The sequence below is a fragment of the Peribacillus sp. NPDC046944 genome, from assembly GCF_050272735.1.
Lineage (GTDB): Bacteria > Bacillota > Bacilli > Bacillales > DSM-1321 > Peribacillus.
Window position 1 is genome coordinate 389435 of record NZ_JBNNML010000001.1, and the last position, 18016, is coordinate 407450.

At 41.9% G+C, this 18016-nt stretch carries 13 protein-coding genes; 1 reads left to right on the top strand and 12 read right to left on the bottom strand.

The genetic code is table 11. The features are described from left to right. Positions 1 to 81: 81 nt before the first annotated feature. The 9 genes from ACQKIC_RS02025 to ACQKIC_RS02065 form a co-directional block, all read right to left on the bottom strand. Positions 82 to 2886 (bottom strand): 5'-nucleotidase C-terminal domain-containing protein, encoded by a 2805-nt coding sequence (locus ACQKIC_RS02025; protein WP_427590877.1) that lies wholly within the window; start codon positions 2884 to 2886, stop codon positions 82 to 84. Between the two features lie 556 nt (positions 2887 to 3442). Then, complete coding sequence (locus tag ACQKIC_RS02030; RefSeq protein ID WP_427668512.1) at positions 3443 to 3694, bottom strand: hypothetical protein; 252 nt, start codon at positions 3692 to 3694, stop codon at positions 3443 to 3445. After that, entirely contained in the window at positions 3658 to 3834 is a 177-nt protein-coding gene (locus tag ACQKIC_RS02035) for a hypothetical protein (RefSeq protein WP_427590879.1), read from the bottom strand. The genes ACQKIC_RS02030 and ACQKIC_RS02035 overlap by 37 nt, the downstream gene beginning before the upstream one ends. A gap of 2 nt (positions 3835 to 3836) precedes the next feature. Continuing rightward, positions 3837 to 4355, bottom strand: a complete 519-nt coding sequence (locus tag ACQKIC_RS02040) for a hypothetical protein (RefSeq protein ID WP_403080419.1) — start codon at positions 4353 to 4355, stop codon at positions 3837 to 3839. A gap of 268 nt (positions 4356 to 4623) precedes the next feature. Further along, a complete protein-coding gene (locus ACQKIC_RS02045; RefSeq protein WP_403080418.1) occupies positions 4624 to 5316 on the bottom strand; it encodes an ABC transporter permease in 693 nt (230 codons plus the stop codon). After that, a complete protein-coding gene (locus ACQKIC_RS02050; protein WP_403080417.1) occupies positions 5309 to 6232 on the bottom strand; it encodes an ABC transporter ATP-binding protein in 924 nt (307 codons plus the stop codon). Before ACQKIC_RS02050 ends, ACQKIC_RS02045 begins: the two co-directional genes overlap by 8 nt. Before the next feature lie 192 nt (positions 6233 to 6424). Continuing rightward, positions 6425 to 7360 carry a sensor histidine kinase gene (locus tag ACQKIC_RS02055; protein ID WP_427590880.1) on the bottom strand — a complete coding sequence of 312 codons (936 nt, stop codon included), beginning with the start codon at positions 7358 to 7360 and terminating at the stop codon, positions 6425 to 6427. Then, positions 7361 to 8056, bottom strand: coding sequence for a response regulator transcription factor (locus ACQKIC_RS02060; RefSeq protein ID WP_403080476.1), 696 nt, complete (start codon positions 8054 to 8056; stop codon positions 7361 to 7363). Positions 8057 to 8321: 265 nt separating this feature from the next. Further along, positions 8322 to 11198, bottom strand: coding sequence for an SH3 domain-containing protein (locus ACQKIC_RS02065; protein WP_427590881.1), 2877 nt, complete (start codon positions 11196 to 11198; stop codon positions 8322 to 8324). Positions 11199 to 11514: 316 nt separating this feature from the next. Here ACQKIC_RS02065 and ACQKIC_RS02070 point away from each other — a divergent pair, with 316 nt between their 5' ends. Further along, entirely contained in the window at positions 11515 to 12015 is a 501-nt protein-coding gene (locus ACQKIC_RS02070; protein WP_427590883.1) for a membrane lipoprotein lipid attachment site-containing protein, read from the top strand. Positions 12016 to 12222: 207 nt separating this feature from the next. On the opposite strand, the gene ACQKIC_RS02075 is transcribed toward ACQKIC_RS02070, so the two are convergent. The 3 genes from ACQKIC_RS02075 to uca form a co-directional block, all read right to left on the bottom strand. Then, a complete protein-coding gene (locus ACQKIC_RS02075) occupies positions 12223 to 12537 on the bottom strand; it encodes a thioredoxin family protein (RefSeq protein ID WP_402874112.1) in 315 nt (104 codons plus the stop codon). Positions 12538 to 12687: 150 nt separating this feature from the next. Further along, complete coding sequence (locus tag ACQKIC_RS02080) at positions 12688 to 14406, bottom strand: allophanate hydrolase (protein WP_427668514.1); 1719 nt, start codon at positions 14404 to 14406, stop codon at positions 12688 to 12690. Then, entirely contained in the window at positions 14381 to 18016 is a 3636-nt protein-coding gene (uca, locus tag ACQKIC_RS02085; protein ID WP_427590885.1) for an urea carboxylase, read from the bottom strand. Before uca ends, ACQKIC_RS02080 begins: the two co-directional genes overlap by 26 nt.

The window sequence follows — 18016 nt, forward strand, 5'->3', positions numbered from 1 at the left end:
CACTCTCCTAACAATTTTTTAAGAATCTGTGAAAGTTTTTTAATAGCGGATATTATCATACTGATAATATCCGCTTTCTACTTAAAAAATAGTTTCTCCCTTTACATCAATATCGGTGAAGGTGAAATTAGTTCCGACTAAACTTGAAACATCCAAATTCCCTTCCACTGTCACACCTGAAATTGTAAAGGTCTCTGAAGGAGTTCCTGTTAAGGTTAAATCACCTTTGACTACTATATTTTTCAAAGACGAGAGGTTTGTGATATCCAATTTGGTATCGCCCTCGTATGTTTTAGTTGGATCTTCCGGTGTACCTGGTGTGCCTGGGTCCGGTGTGCCTGGTTCAGGATTTGGAGTAATCCCAGAAACGTCCTTAATCCGTCCCTCGATGGTTGGGTTGACCGTTTTTAACTGGCTTACATAATCCGCAAGGTTCTCCCAATCAGGAAGGCCGATGTCCGTCACTCTTCCTTCTGCATAGGCTTTTGCAAAGACTGTAAAGCCATCTCCACCCTTGGCTGTAAAGGCATTGGTGGCTACTGTATATTGCTTGGTTTTATCCAATTCGCTATACGTTCCATCTTGTCCTTTCACTTCAACCTTTTGTACGCGTTGACCCGTATCCTTTGTGCTGTCATATGTGAATTTCATGCCGGATACATGTAGGAAACCGCCACTCTCTCTCGGTGCTTGGCTCACGCTATGTTCCAATGCTTGCGTTATTTCCGCACCAGTTAGCTTCATCGTCGCCAGTGTATTGCCAAACGGTAAAACAGTAAGGATATCCCCTAATGTGATGTCACCTTGATCGATACCGGCACGGATGCCCCCACCATTTTGGAAGGCGATGACCGTATCTTTATTAAATTCTTTTGCTTTCGTCAGCATGGCATCTGTAATCAGATTCCCTAATTCCGTTTCATTTTTACGGACACTTGGTTTCGTAACGTCACCTGAATCACGCGGACTTGGCATAGCCTTCACTGCGGTTGCGCCCGTTTTGCTTTCTTTTACTTCCTGGATCTTCTTGGAGTAGGTTTCCAACTTCTTGGCAGCTTCCGCATCATCCTGTTTGTCGGCAACCTTGATTAACTGCCCTGCTTGGCCTATGATTTTCCCTTTATGGTCAAATTCCACATCAAGCGTTCCTAAGTAATCACTATATTGGTAGGCTTGAACAATCACAGTAGGATCTTTCGCTTGTCCTTTATCATCCTTACTTATCACGACTGGAGCATCTAACTGCGTATGGCTATGTCCACCCACGATTACATCAATCCCTTTAACTTTAGCGGCCAATGTTAAATCATTGTCATATTCAGCATTGTCGTCATAACCAAGATGAGAAATGGCGACGATTTTATTCACGCCCATGCCTTCGAAAGCTTTTACGGCTTTGTTTGCTTCTTCCAGGTAGTTCTCGAATGCGACACTTCCAGGGCTGGAAATATCTTTCGTTTCTGCTGTCGTAAGTCCAAAGAACCCGACCTTTTCACCATCGATATCCTTCACGATGCCATTGTAGATTTTCCCCTTCTCGGGTTCACTTGAATATAGATCCGAGAAAAGACCTTTGAACCTATCGTCTTTGGAAAAATCAACGTTCGAACTGACGAATGGAAACTGTGCTCCTTTAATAAAGTCCGCTAATGCCTTGTGTCCTTCATCACTCGATCCTAAATCGAACTCATGGTTTCCGAATGTCATGACGTCATATTTCATTAAGTTCATGAATTGAAGATCGGCCTGACCTTTGAATTCGTTGAAATACAAGGTTCCAGAGAATACGTCACCCGCATCGATCAAAAGCGCTTTCGGCTTACTTTCCCTTACTTCCTTAACGGCAGTCACCCGCTTGGCCACGTTCTCCAAATGAGCATGCGTGTCATTTGTGTGCATTAAAGAAAGGGTGAATTGAAGCCCTGCTTCAGCATTTCCAACCAACTTATCCGCTGCTGCAATCCTTGCTTGGAAAGCCTTTGTATCTGCTTTGTTGATTCCTTTTAGATTAATGGCTGCTTTCGCTTTTTTAGCCGCTTCGATCTGAGCTCTCGTCTTAAGCTCTCCGTTTGCTAGTTTTTCATAAGCACGTACTTTCTTATCAACTGCTTCTTTCTTTTCGGCATAGACTGCCGCTTCGTATTTTCCGGTAACTTTCTTAGCATAGGCATGGATGGCCTTACCAAGCTTTGATGTTTTGCTAACCTTTTTCAACTGTCCAGAAACGGCGTCCATACGTTTGGCAGCCGTTTTCAAGTCCCCTTTTGCGATCCAATACTCGGCCTTATCATAGTAGTAAGGCACTTTAAGATCCCCATTTAAGGATTTTTTCGTTCCCTTGGTGAACTTGTCATATAGAAGGGCTTCAATCTTGGCCCCGTACACGGTATCTTTAATGTCCTTTTCTGTCTTTTTCACAGCGGAATCCAGTGCGTTATATTTTTTCTTAACCTCCGTCGGTTTTTGGGCGATGACGGAATTCTTCAGAGATGTAAGTGCTTTATTATGGGCTACTTTTGCTTTTTCTGCCTTTTGATAGCCTTTAACATAACCCTCTGCCCGTGTTATGTATTTATCATAGGCTTTGATTTCTTTTAGTTTTTCGTCTTTTTGTTTTTTAGGTAACGTTGATTTTTTTATGGAAGTGGTTATGTCTTTTTTAGCCTGTTTGGCAGCTTTGGTTTGTTTCTTGATGGTGGATATAGAAGCGAGTTTAGAAGAGTAAAAGTATGTGTCGAACGGCTTTTTGATGGTGGCCTTGGCTGTTTTGATTTTACTGTTTAAGCTAGTTGTTGCAGCATCCGTTTGCACAGGTGCCACTGCGACGATTGTCGATGCGGCCAGTACGGTAGCTGACGCAAATTGAATCATTTTCTTTTTCTCCATTAAAGTAAAGCCTCCCTTTTTTCTATACTGACATAATATCATTGACATACCACCCAATAAATTACCTCAGCTCTAACTATCTTAATATTCACACAAATCGACCTATGTCTTTTCCCCTATCGATATGTGTACAACCTATAATACAACAAAATAATCTAAATTAAAAACAGATAATTGATTATTTTACAAAAAATTCATAAAATTCACAATAGATTCATTTTCCATCTAATTCCAAATACCTATTCAAAATTAAATGGAGTGATTTTATAGTACAATAGTAATACACTTGAACTAAATCCATGCTTTCTTTGAATTCACGGTATAGCTACTATCTCTTTGGGGAGTTAGCCCTTCTTTATGCATCAGGTATCTATATTAAGTTCGAGTCTCTTCCATTTTTTCCACCGGTGTACACAGGAATTGCCTCGAGCTTCCTTCAGATTCCATGTCATCGTGAACACCCTCGCTTTCGGCTAATAGTTCACCTATCTAGGGCACCCCTAACGTAAATGAACATGTCTGGCACACAAAAAAAGCAATCCTTCTTCATGAAGAATCACCCATTGATCTTATAAAGTCCTTCAATAATTTGCCAGTTAGCGAGGACCAGAACAATGACGATGGCATTTTTTATGGCATTTACAATTGTCCGATTATACTTCAATTCCTTCTCTTTATTTTCTCTTTTATAGATTCGTAAGTTGATGTTATCAGGAAACTTTTCAACTAGACTAAACACACCATATGCTGCTAGTCCTATTAATGGTAGCCCTAATATGCTTTTCTTGTCTCCCCATTGGGAAACCAAACCAGATGAATCGAATTTATGGGGATGCTATCCGGCAAGGCAGACCACTTGAACCATATGTAGACAAAAATGATGATAAGTAGAATCATGGAAGCAAGATCTAAAGAACGCTCGATTGCAGTTTTCTTATTCGTAACCATAATTAATCCACCTTTACCTTTAGCATTGCCAATTCCTTTGCCAGGATGGAAGGACGGAATTTCTTTTGATGAAAGAACTCCCTTAACTCTTCCGAAGTCTGATAGGAAAGCCTGATATGGTAGTAATTGATATGTTCAATGATGGCGAAAGCATAAAGAAAAGTGAACCAATAATGACCAACCGAAAAGGTAATGATTTGGTAGAGCAAAACGAGTGCTCCTATCAAGATTAGTACGAAATTGATCTTTTTAAACAACAGAAACATGCGTAGTTGAGCAGAAGGCAGCCCGATGTACTTCTTTTGCTTCGCTTGTGTCCATTTCAAAAACCAATAGAGGCTCCCTTGAAACAAGATGAACTCCAGCACAACAAAAGCATAGATAGGGGGAAATGAAATCAAGTAAGGATCCGCCCATTTCTGTTGCTGAATGAATAATAACCACAAGACGGCGAAAAGGACCGTTGCCGTCAACTCTCCCGTCCATAGACTAAATAACTTCCGGATTGCTTTTTTTTGCATGGAACTCCCCTTTCCCTCCATTTGCATGGTAGACCTTGAAAAAACATGGCAGTGAAATTTTGAGAGGGTGTATATCTATATCATCATTAAACCATCAGAATAGTATAATATTACTATTTTTCACCTCGGAGAACTATAAGAATTCTCCATATTTTCAGGTTCCATTGAGACATCTAGTTGTCTATGCACCTTTAACCGTATTATATGAACAAAGAAAATATCCTTTGTTAGCTTTAAAGGCAGCTAACAAAGGATGAAGTCCTTTAAATTAAACCAAATCTTCTTTCTCGATCGTTCGAATCGAAAAGTAAGCAATGGCCACCCCGACGGCCGCGAGCCCTAATTGAAGAGGAATGAAAGTAACCAATGAGAATGATGGGTAGGAGGAACAAGCAATCATCACCACTATAATAGAGGAACAGATTGTGGCTGGAACAGAATGCTTTCGCATCCCAAAATACAATGGAATTAAGCTTATTCCCGCTGTAGCGATCGAATATGGGACCATTTTTATGACTTCTCCCACATACTGTTGCATTGTGATTTGAAAGGGTACAAGAGGAATATAATGATGGATGATAGAAAATGAACCCACAACGATGATGTTAGACAATAACATCGTGATGAATGTCAGAGCCCCTATAATTAGCAGTTTGCTAGCAATGATTTTCTTTCGATTGATTGGATAGGAGAACAGAATCAGGATCGTTTTGTTTGAATATTCTTCAATGATCATTTTCGCAATCAATACTGCGGCGAATATGATAAATGTAGCTCTTACAATTGCCCCGATTAGTATAAAGGCTTCTTGATGCGAAGCAACGAATAATTCTCCTTCCACTTGTGCTGTATACATGGCGAAACTAAGTAAGGCGATTATCAGGACGTTTGCCATAACCGCTCCTTTTACGTACCAGCCAAGTTTCATCTTCATACGTTCTAACTTCATTAAATTAAGCATGTGTTTCCACTCCTTCCATTAGATTAAGAAAGTATTCTTCCAAAGAGCTATTTTTCTTGTTGATGCTTTCAATCTCAATATCGTTCATAATGAGTGCCTTTGATATTTCTTGCTGCTTTGCGTTCCTTTCATAAATGCGAATCATCTGTTCACTCATGATTTTGAAATTTTTTATCCCGATATGATTCTCTACTATATAAGCTGCCTTTTTAATGTCTTGAACCGTCACCTCAATATAATCCGTTTGTTCCATAACGATACTCTTCATTGACACTTCCTTTATTAGCTGCCCATTGCGAATGACCCCAATGGTATCTGCCATTTGTTCCATTTCAGCTAAAATATGACTAGAAACCAATAAAGTAATGCCATATTCTTTACACAGCATGTTGAATAGCTCGCGTAACTCTTTAATGCCAATGGGATCTAAGCCATTAATGGGTTCATCTAAAATCAACAGCTCCGGTTTGGTCGTGATCGCTCTGGCAATTCCTAACCTTTGTTTCATTCCAAGAGAAAAGTCTTTTACTTTTTTGTCATCGATATTGTGCAATTTCACGAGGTCTAACGCCTGGTCAATGGACTTCTTGTCATAATGGCCCATGTATTCACAATGCAAATATAGATTCTCCTTGGCCGTTAGTTTTTCATAGAAAATAGGATATTCAACAATCGAACCCATTCGTTTTAGTACCTCATAGGATGTGTTCGTTAATTTCTCCCCAAAGATTTCAATATCACCGCTTGTAGGCTTGATTAGATTTGTAATCATTTTCAAGACCGTTGTTTTACCAGCACCGTTGGGTCCTAAAAAACCGTAGACCTCACCTTTCTTTACATGCATATTGACCCCTGCAACAACCTCTTTCCCTTCATATACCTTTGTCAGTTGATTTGTCTTTACTATATAGGACATTTTATTATCTCCTTTCGCTGCTTACTTACATTTTACGAAACGGACTTCTCTTTTTTCTTACTCAATTCTTACAAATTCCTTAAGTTAAAGAGAAAAAGCGGATGGAAATCAATTTTGTAAATAAATCTGCCTTAACAAAAAGGTTTCGTAAGTCGGGCACAAAAAAGCTTGTAGAATTCCTCTTTCTACAAGCTAAAATATCATTCGTTTTAATATGATCGTAAATACCGTTTTTTCAAATGGCACACTGGAAAGATGGATTTCCCCACCTAATGCTTCCACAAGCCTTTTCGTGATGGTCAGGCCAAGTCCGCTCCCTTGATAAAGGTGGTTTCTTGAATCCTCCAATGTATACATACGCTCAAAGACCTTGTCGATATGAGAATGGGAAATTCCCTTTCCTTTATCCCAGATATCAATGCATACCACCTGTTCATCCCCTCTTAAAGTCATACCCAGCGTTTTTCCGTCCTCCCCATACGTTATCGCATTCGAGATTAAATTATTTAACACCCTGCTTAATACATCTACATTACCAAGAGCATAAAGATTTTCTTTTGGTATATCGATCTGAACGGAAAAGCCTTTCGACGTGAGTAAGTCATAGAACGATAATATATTGTTCTGACAGACTTCATTCATATTGATTCTTGTTAGCTCGATTTCTTGATCGCCGGACTCTAGTTTCGCCAAATCAAAGAACTTATGAATGAGCTCCGTCACTTCGAGCGTTTTCACATGCAGCTTTTTCAGTAAGGCCTGCCGCTCATCCTCCTCCATCGTAGGTTCGGTATGCAAAATTTCTACATATCCCAGGACAACCGTCAGTGGCGTTTTTAAATCATGCGATACATTAGAGAGCATCTTGCGCATGGACATCTCTACCTTGGCATGCTCGGCATTTTTGATTTGATTCGCTACTAATATATGATTAATGGCAACTAATAACTTTTGTAATTCTTTATCATCTGTTACTACTAATAGTTTTTCACCTGTTTGTTTTTCTAAAATAGCCTCTAGCTTCGTATATATGTATCGTAGGTTTTTATCTCTATTTTTCTGAACGCGATATTGAAAGAAAATAATACCCAATAATAGGATAATGATCATCAGTAAAAAAAGCACCATTTACATCACTTCCAGCTTATAACCGATTCCCCATAATGTTTTAATGAATTTTGGGTTTGATGGATCATCCTCGATCTTCTCTCGCAGCCTTCTCATATGAACATTAATAACATTTTCATCGCCAAAATATTCTTCATTCCAAAGTAGATTATAAATTTGGGATTTGGTGAAAACGCGATTGCCATTCTTCGCAAAAAGCTTCAATAATTCGAATTCTTTAGAGGTTAGTTTAATGACTTCATCGTTCTTCCAAACAGTAAAATTAATCGTATCTATTTTCAAATCTCCAATTTGTATAATTTCATCCTGCGTTTTTTGTGGGGCAGAATAAGTAGTCGAACGCCTAATTCCAGCCTTCACCCGTGCGGACAATTCAATCATGGAAAATGGCTTACAAATATAATCATCCGCCCCGAGTCCTAACCCAATTGCCTTATCCACATCTGTATCCTTAGCAGACATCATTAAAATAGGGATTGCACTTCTTTCACGGATCCATTTCATCACTTCTAACCCATCTATCTTTGGCATCATAATATCAAGAATGATGAACACGAACGAATCTTGCATAAATTTTTTTATAGCTTCTTCTCCATCACAAGCTGTCACCACAATAAAACCCTCTTTTATTAAATAGCTTTCTACCATTTCCTGAATGGATGCATCATCTTCCACTAACAAAATTTTATCTTGGATAGGATTCCCCTCCTACATTTTACATATATTAACATACTCGATTATACCCTAAAATTCATTGCTCCTCAGCTATTAAATAATGAACCCTGAGCCTTACTTATAATATGGAAGAATCTTGTCGAAAAATTGATATAATGGCAAATTCCGAAGATAAAACCGCTCTTTCCGAAGATAAATGGGACGATTTCGAAGATAAATATGCCTTTTCGTAGATAAATGGTGAAATAGAAAACCACATGATGTAGCTTCATGTGGTTTTCTTGTTTTATTTATATTTAGGAATATCCATCTTTAGATTATAGGAATCTAGCAAGCTATATAAATTATAAATCTGTTTTACTTGCTTTACGGCCCAGCCGATATCTGTTGCATACTGATGGGTGGCATATCCATAAGTGCTTGCCCCAGCGGGATTCCATCTCATTTTGTATAAGGTATCTTGCCCTGTGGAAATATACCCTTTGGCGATGAATTCTGCACCGCCGATGATGGCCGCCTCCGGAGTGAACCAGCCTGCATTATAGGCATATTGCGCGCCGCTGCTTACTGCCGTTCCATCATACGCTCCGATTCCGTACATATTATAGACTGTCTTTCCATTCACCATAACGCCTGTTGCTAATGGTGAAGTCCCTTTGCCCGTTTCCAATAATGCGTGTGAAATAAGATAAATATCATTGACTCCATATTTATCCCCTGCCGTCATGAAGGTGGCTGCTTGTCCTTCTAAGATTCCTTTGCCGGATAGGATTCTACTATTCACTTCGGCAGCGTTCAGGTTCGCACTTTGAGAGAGTTTGACAAATTGAAACGAGTTAACTGGGTCATTCTCGAAATTATCTGGATTCAGATGATATTTCACATCTTCTGGACTCGCATTGACCCAGGTTTTATTAATATCGACTTCATACCAGTAATAACCGTCAGAGCCTTTCACCTTCGATTTGATTGTAAGAGACTGATTATTGCTAACGGAACCGACTACCCAGTTATCCGGACCGGCTCCTCCCCTTACGCGCCAGCCTGATCCATTGACCGTACCTTTAGTAGAAGAAGTCAAAATAATACCGTCTTCACGTATGTAGGTTTGGTAACTTTTATCTGTTTGGGCATTGACGGCCATCTGCAAATCTACCATCTTGTCGATCGTCAGGCCATAATCCGTATAATCCTTAATGACCGTACCTGTGGCATTACCCGGAGTTTCTGCAGCCGTGTCCACTAAATACTGTGAGCTTACAAATCCCGTCTTCCCATTTGCCGAAACTCTTGACCAACCACCAGATTCAGAATACACCGTAACTGCCGTATTATTGGTAAGCATAGCCACGATAGAGGCAGAAGTTGAGGCTGCAGATCGCATATTCAGATTAGATCCATCGTTCACCTTCACGAATTTAATGAGCGTGTTTTCCTCAATGGAAGGGGTAGGCTCCGGCTTTTCCTCTATTGAAGTCGGTTTGGTCGTGGAAAGGTATTGCGAGCTCACATAGCCTTCTCCACCATATACTTCAATATTTGACCAGCCATTCGATTCAGAAAGAACTGTAACCTCTACACCCTTCGCCAATTTCACAATGATAGAGGCGGTTTCTGCCGGTTTATTCCTTACATTGAGTGTACCTGAGGTAACATCTACATATTTTATAACTTTGACGGGTGTCACCGTTTCCGGTACAGGCTTTGTTGTGGAAAGGTAGGTTGTATTCACATAGCCTTCCTTATTGTTCGCGTTGACTTTTGCCCAACCATTGGACTCCGAATACACCGTTACCTTCGTCCCTTTCGTTAGCTCGGTAACGATTGCCGCGCTTGCGGAACCACTTTTCCTCATATTCAGCGTACCTGTACTCACATTCACGTATTTTATCGTCGTCTTAACCGGAGTGGACGCTGGTTTGGCCGTGACTGGTTTCGTTGTAGATAGGTAGGTCGTATTCACATACCCTTCCTTATTGTTCGCTTTGATTTTCGCCCAGCCTTTTGACTCTGAATAGACCGTTACTTTGGTGCCTTTGGTTAATTCGGTGACGATTTTTGCGCTCGCCGAACCACTTTTCCGCATATTCAGCGTACCTGAGCTCACATTCACGTATTTTGTCGTCGTCTTAACCGGAGTGGACGCTGGTTTGGCCGTGACTGGTTTCGTTGTGGAAAGGTAGGCTGTATTCACATAGCCTTCCTTATTGTTCGCTTTGATCTTCGCCCAGCCTTTTGACTCTGAATACACCGTTACTTTGGTGCCTTTGGTTAATTCCGTGACAATTTTCGCGCTCGCGGATCCACTTTTCCGCATATTCAGCGTACCTGAGCTCACATTCACGTATTTTGTCGTCGTTTTAACGGTGGTGGAAGCCTTTGTTGCCGTGGCGGGTTTCTTTGTGGAAAGGTAGGTTGTATTCACATAGCCTTCCTTATTGTTCGCTTTGATTTTCGCCCAGCCTTTTGACTCCGAGTACACCGTTACCTTCGTGCCCTTGCTTAGTGTCGTGACAATTTTCGCGCTCGCGGATCCACTTTTCCGCATATTCAGCGACCCTGAGCTCACATTCACGTATTTTGTCGTCGTTTTGACGGTGGCAGTCACTGCTTGCTTAACCGCTCCTGGCTTCTTTGTCGAAAGGTAGGTTGTATTCACATAGCCTTCCTTATTGTTCGCTTTGATCTTTGCCCAGCCTTTTGACTCTGAATACACCGTTACTTTGGTACCCTTGCTTAGCGTCGTGACAATTTTCGCGCTCGCGGATCCGCTTTTCCGCATATTCAGCGATCCTGAACTCACATTCACGTATTTTGTCGTCGTTTTGACGGTGGCAGTCACTGCTTGCTTAACCGCTCCTGGCTTTTTTGTGGAAAGGTAAGCGGTACTCACGTATCCTTCTTTTCCATTTGCCTTGACCTTAGCCCAGCCCTTGGATTCCGAATAGACCGTAACCTTCGTGCCTTTACTTAGCTTTGCCACCACGGTTGCGCTTTCCTTACCGCTTTTCCGCATATTCAGCGACCCTGAGCTCACATTCACATATTTTATCGTTTCTATCGTTTTTTGTTCGGCTGATAGTGGAGCTGCAGATATATGTTCTTCAAAAGCAACAGTACTCAATACTGCGAAACAGAAAGTCGGTATAAGTAACTTTTTCATATCATTCTCCCTACTAAAGTATTATTTTTATTACATTATTTTAAATATCGGTTATAATTAGTATTCTGATATAGGTATTTTAAACTATTTTTATGACATAATTGTGTATTTGCCTAAGATTATGACTATTGTTAAGTTCTCTTAATCTAATAGTAAAATAATTAATATTTATGTAACATAATTGAAATGATAGGATTTTCAGGAATATACTTTATCCTTCAAAAAGGAATGTTATGTAAGCAAGGTTTTTGAAAATATTTGTAGAGTAATAAGTTGAGGAAAGAAAAAAAGATTTCCATTAATAAGGAGGTTGCATATGAAAAAGATCATCCTTTTTTTAGGCGTGGTTGCCGTATTGGCTGCTTGTTCGAATAGTGAGGTGAAGTACGATGGAGCACCTTTGAACATTGCAGTAATTGGCGAAACACCTGAATTTAAAAATAATAGTATTTCTGTTAAATCGCTATCATTAGACAAATTAAGTAAAGATATTGCAAGAATCGAAACTGACTTTGATGCCGTTCTGTTAGCACCCGACGTTTTTGAAGGAGCATCAGACGATAAATTTGTGAACGTTTATAGAAGTTCAGACATTCCGATTGTCTTCTTCGATTCTAGTAAAAAGCACGATCCCTTTATAACGGAGGGCCTTACTTATGAAACGGCCCATGATTCTTTAACGAATGGTTCTCATACGACCATTTATTTGCATGATGATCATGTAAATAAAGAGGATGCTTGGTACTTTTATTTAGACGATAAAAAGAACATAGATCAACTTTACACCGATCTCTTCAAAAAAATTGAGGAGTTATAAACAAAAGAAAAATGCCCCTTTAGTGGGGGACATTTTAATTCGTTACATCGACTATATCTTGAATCGAATCTTTAGCTCCCAATCGCCAGATCGGTGGCTTGTTGAATGTCTGAAATTTTGTATACTGCGTAACTATTTAATCCTATTCACATAAACGAAAAATAACCCCCACATGACATCATGCGAGGGTAGGTTCCGTGCTTATTATTATAGGTTATTTAAAAACTCATTCACTTGATCAGGAGTTTTAGCGTTCGCACTGTGCAGGTGGGCGATTTTTTCACCATTCTTGAATACCAATAATGAAGGGATTCCCATGACAGTCTGTTCTTCCGCGATTTCCGGGAATTCGTCTTTATCGATGGTGAACCAATTCTTGTCTTGATGTTCTGCTGTGATGTCACCGATGAACATATCCAGACGCTTGCAGTCCGGGCACCATGTTGTCGTGAAAATCCCGACCGTTAATTCATCTTGTTTGATTTGTTCACGATATTCTTGTTCTGTACTAATCGTTTTCATAATATTCTCCTCCGAGCTTTTCTAAAAATAGCCTATGTCGCATATGTGACTCAGTGATAAATATATAGGTATTTCCTTCATTATTCAAATTCTAACTACAACTCACCAGTCAGATTCGTTATTGTTCCCAACATTACAGAATTCCACTACTTATTCAATCGATGTCGTTTCTAAATAACGCCACCCACCGGTATAAGAAATATCCAATGCTTGCTCGATTGCATCTGGCTCACAAATAAAACCAAGAACTTCAAGACCGTTTGCTAGCTGGACTTTTCCCATTCCAAGCGGTGCAGGAATCCGTTGCATGAAGGCACCGAGCTGTGCAATTGGCATATCCCATACCTCGACTTCTATGGCGACACCTCCTGCACTCCGAACTAACCCAGGTTTAGCTGGCTGTGTAGCTAATTGATATAATCGATAGGTAGAAGCGGTTGTTGTTTGATAGGCAAAGGTAGCTTGGCATTCTAGCATTTGGTGCTCTAATGCAAAGCCACGCATATGAAGTCCGCATACGGCAACGGGAATTGTGTTGCCACGCTCAATAGTAGTGGCCAGTCCTTTTAATAAATGCTCTTCATCGAAGCGGCTAAATAGCGTAATGCCAAAAGGAACGTCTGTGGTTGCATGATCTGCCGGAACAGCAATCGCTGCCAAATCGAGCAAATTGCAATGATTCGTATACAAGCCCAATTGTTGATTTGTTGAAATCGGGTCTTCTTTTGCCTGTTGAATCGTCCACGTACCACCTGTTGTTGGCAAAACAAGCACCGCGTTCTCTAAATCTAGCATCGCACGTTTCTTTAATGCTTGTAGACGATGCATTGCCTGAAATAGCTCAGTGGCACGATACGTTTGATTTTCGCTTTCACGTAGTAATTGGCGCGTAACATCGAAGATTTCATCAGGATGCTCCTCTACAAAATCCCCAATCGCAGACCAGCGCTCCGCAATCCATGGACCGTCGTATAAAATGGCTGCCGCTTCTTGTAAGTACGTCACATCTATATAACGGATCGGCGCGTTCCCATTTTCCAGACGTTGCACCGTGCGATTCCAGGCCGCTTCATATTCCTGCGCATATGGGCCAAAAAACGTTAAGTCGTTTTTCGGCAAACACACAACAGATGGATTTGCAGCGGGGGCTAATGGTACGGCACGGCTCCAGATATCAGCTGCATCTTCCCCGCGTACAACGGCATCTACTGAATAGACATCTTGCAGTTCAGTCGCAAATACCGTCACACAATCTAAACTTTCGCATGCCGGTACCACACCTTTCACGGGCCAAGCACCTAGACTTGGTTTCAAACCATACAACTCATTTAATGCGGCTGGTACGCGGCCCGAACCCGCTGTATCCGTACCAAGACCAAAGCTCGCAAATCCTAGTGCCACTGCGACTGCCGAACCCGAGCTGGAGCCCCCGCTGATCAGTTCTTCGTTCAAGGCGTTCTTCACGACACCATATGGACTACGCGTGCCGATCAGCCCCGTTGCAAACTGGTCTAAATTGGTTTTGCCAATTGGAATCGCACCAGCATCAATTAAACGTTGGACAACAGTCGCACTTTCAGTAGGTGTATAGGCATAGGTTGGGCAAGCCGCAGTTGTGTCGACATCAACCCAATCAATATTATCCTTAATGACAAATGGAATTCCATATAACGGAAAGTCCTGCATATTGACTCGTTCCAATTTTTCAACATAAGGCGTCAGTCGTTCCCATGTCGGGGGAACAATAAATACCGTACTCGCCGTATAGTCTTCCACACGCTGTAAAATATCGGTGACTACTTGCCGTGGCGTCAAGCTACCATCTGCATAAGCTTGTTGTAAATTATTGATAGATAATAATGGATTCATCATCTTTTACCTCCACTTCTATGGGTTCTAGGGCTACCATTAATTGATTGGCTTGTACTTCGTCTCCAGGAGAAACATAAATTTGTTTCACTATGCCATCAAATGGGGCAACCTGCGGAAACTCCATTTTCATACTTTCTTCAACTAGCAATACTTCCCCTTTTCTTACATACATGCCTGCTTCAACAAGTACTTTCCATATGCTCCCCGGTAATGTACAGCGGATGGCCTCGCTATTTTCGGGCACATCGCTATCGACATTCACCGCTTCATGATGCTCTGCTACATATTCGTCTAATCCAAGGTCGCGCCAACGCTCACGCTCTGTATCAAACGCTTGCTGTTGAGTTTGTTTAAAGCTTTGCGTTTCGACTTTAACCTCTTCCAAAAATCTGATATAGTCACGGAGTTTGAATGTTGTCTCTTCAATCTTGACCTCAAATTGACCACGTAAAAATTGTTGGCGTTTTATTCCTAATTCTTCTTCTGCTACTGGATAGAAGCGAATTTGATCGAAGAAGCGTAATAACCATGGCTTTCCTTCTGTAAAACTTTTTGTTGCTCTAAGGCGATTCCACATTTGGACCGTACGGCCAACGAATTGATAGCCACCAGGTCCTTCCATGCCATATACGCACATATATGCGCCACCAATCCCAACTGCATTTTCAGGCGTCCATGTCCGCGCAGGATTGTACTTTGTCGTTACGAGACGGTGCCGCGGATCGAGTGGTGTGGCAACGGGTGCCCCAAGATATACATCGCCAAGCCCCATCACTAAATAATTGGCATCAAACACGATACGACGAACATCATCAATTGCTCCAAGACCGTTCATACGGCGGATGAATTCGATATTACTCGGACACCAAGGTGCATCCGGGCGGACATTTTTTTGATAACGCTCGATGGCTAATTGTGTCGAAGGATCGTCCCATGACAAGGGTAAATGGACGATTCGCGAAGGTACCTCAACTTCTTCCAACACAGGTAATGCTTGATTTAGCTCGTCTATAATACGGCATAATTCCATTAGCGTCATTTTCGTTGAATCAATATGCACTTGCAGGGAGCGGATACCTGGTGTGAGGTCAATCACTGGAATATCAGTGCGCTCTTTAATCGCCTCCATTAACAGATGGGCTTGGAAACGCAATAGTAAATCCAGAACCATATCGCCATATTCCACAAGCAAATTTTCATCCCCATCTGCACGGATAACCATCGGGAAGCGGCCTTTCTCGCTTCTGAATAAAATCGCCGTTTCTGGATCAGCTTGTTCCATATACCCTACATCGTTCATCTCTTCAAACGAGGTGACCGTTAATTCCTCTAAAAATTGCTCTTGATTTTTACGTAGAGCATTGGCCTCGTCTACTGATAATAATTTAAAGCGTACCGTATCACCCGCGTGCAACTGACCGATCTTCCAAAACTCTGCCGAAGCCGTCGTCACTGGACAAACAAAACCGCCGAGGCTCGGTCCATCCGGGCCTAGTAAAATCGGCATATCACCTGTTAAATCCAGGGTACCAATCGCATAGGCATTGTCGTGAATATTCGATGGATGCAAGCCTGCCTCGCCTCCATCTTTACGTGTCCACTTCGGTGTGGGACCAATGAGCCGCACCCCTGTCCGGGAACTATTAAAATGCACTTCAAAGTTGGTTGCCGTCAGCTCTTCTAAGTAGGCTGCTTCTAAATATTCCTTCGTGCAATGAGGACCAGCAATAACGCCAATTTCCCACTCATGTGTATAGTGTTGCTGAGCTTCGACTTGTAAGGCGCGCGGTACAACGGGTTCTGCCGCATTAACGCGTAACACATCACCTGTATGTAGTGGTCGGCCATTGTGTCCTCCAAAGCCACCAAGCGTAAACGTCGAGGCACTGCCTAGATACTTCGGCATATCAAGTCCCCCTGCCACGAGCAAGTAACTGCGCATGCCTTCTTCTGCCTCTTTTAGTGACAGTACTTGTTGCGCAGCTACTTGAATCGTTTCGTAACGTGCAACTGGCACCCCATCGAGCGTCGCTTGCATATCGGCCCCTGTTAAACAAATAGTCATCGGTGCACGGAAGCGATAACCACCGCCACGCAGTGTCAATTCTAAGCCTGGTGCGTCGACGGCATTGCCAAGTAACTGATTGCCGATGCGGAATGCATAGCTATCCATCGGACCACATGGCGGCACTCCGACGTTCCAATGTCCTGTTCGCCCCGGAAAATCTTGTACCGTCGTTTGAATCCCGCCATCTAACACTTCAATACTTGCTTCCTCTGGTAAAAAAGATTCCAATAGCTTCGTATAAACGGCCCCTGACCGCACCGATTCTTCCATTAATACTTGCTCTAAATATTGCAGGTTTGTCGTCACACCATATACACGCATTTCAGATAATGCTTGCTGTAACCTTGTAATGGCATCCTCACGCGTATCGGCATGGACAATCACTTTGGCAACCATTGGATCATAATACGTTGAGATGGTACCGCCTTTTTGGATGCCAGTTTCGATGCGGACACCCGCTGGCCATACGATATCATCTATCGTCCCGACACTTGGCTGAAACTGGTTAAAACAATCTTCAGCATAAATGCGAACTTGCATGCTATGACCTTGTGGCGATGATACGAGTGTGGAAAGATTCGCCAACTCCCCGGCTGCCTCTTTAATCATCCATTCCACTAAATCTACACCTGTGACTTCTTCCGTGACACCATGCTCTACTTGCAAACGCGTGTTCACTTCCAAGAAATAAAACTGATCACTCGTAGGATCGTATAAATATTCCACCGTACCAGCACTACGATAGCCCACTAGTTTCGCTAAACGTATGGAAGCTTCCAACATCTTTTCACGAACCGCTTCATTCAATAGATGTGCGGGTGTCTCTTCCACTACTTTTTGGTTGCGGCGCTGCAATGAGCAATCCCGTTCGCCCAATGCCACAATTTCCGTCTCTGTACCAAAGACCTGCACTTCTACATGGCGTGCACTTGCAATATATTTTTCAACAAATACACCACCATTATTGAAGTTCTTCTCTGCTAAATGCGTCACTGCTTCAAACGCCTCACGCAATGCTTGCTCATCCTCACACACTTTCATGCCAATGCCACCGCCACCAGCCGTACTTTTTAAGATCACTGGATAGCCAATCCTTGTAGAGGATGCTAGTGCTTCTTCTAAATCCTCAATCAAATGCGTACCGGGCAGTAACGGTACTTGCGCTTCTTTTGCAAGTTGACGTGCTGAGTGCTTTAAGCCAAATTGTTCGATTTGTTCAGGTTTAGGTCCTACAAAAGCAATGCCACTCGCCATACAATCACGTGCAAATGCGGCATTTTCACTTAAAAAGCCATAGCCTGGATGAATCGCTTCAGCACCAACGGCACGTGCCTTTTCTAAAATTAAATCCGCATTTAAATAGCTCTCTTTTGCAGGCCCATCGCCGATGAAAATGGCTTCGTCTGCCTCAGCTACATACGTATTGTCCTGATCGGCCGTTGTATAAACGACGACAGATTGTACATTCATTTTCTTTAATGTTCGAACGATTCGTGCAGCAATTGCACCTCGGTTAGCAATCAATACTTTTTTGAACAT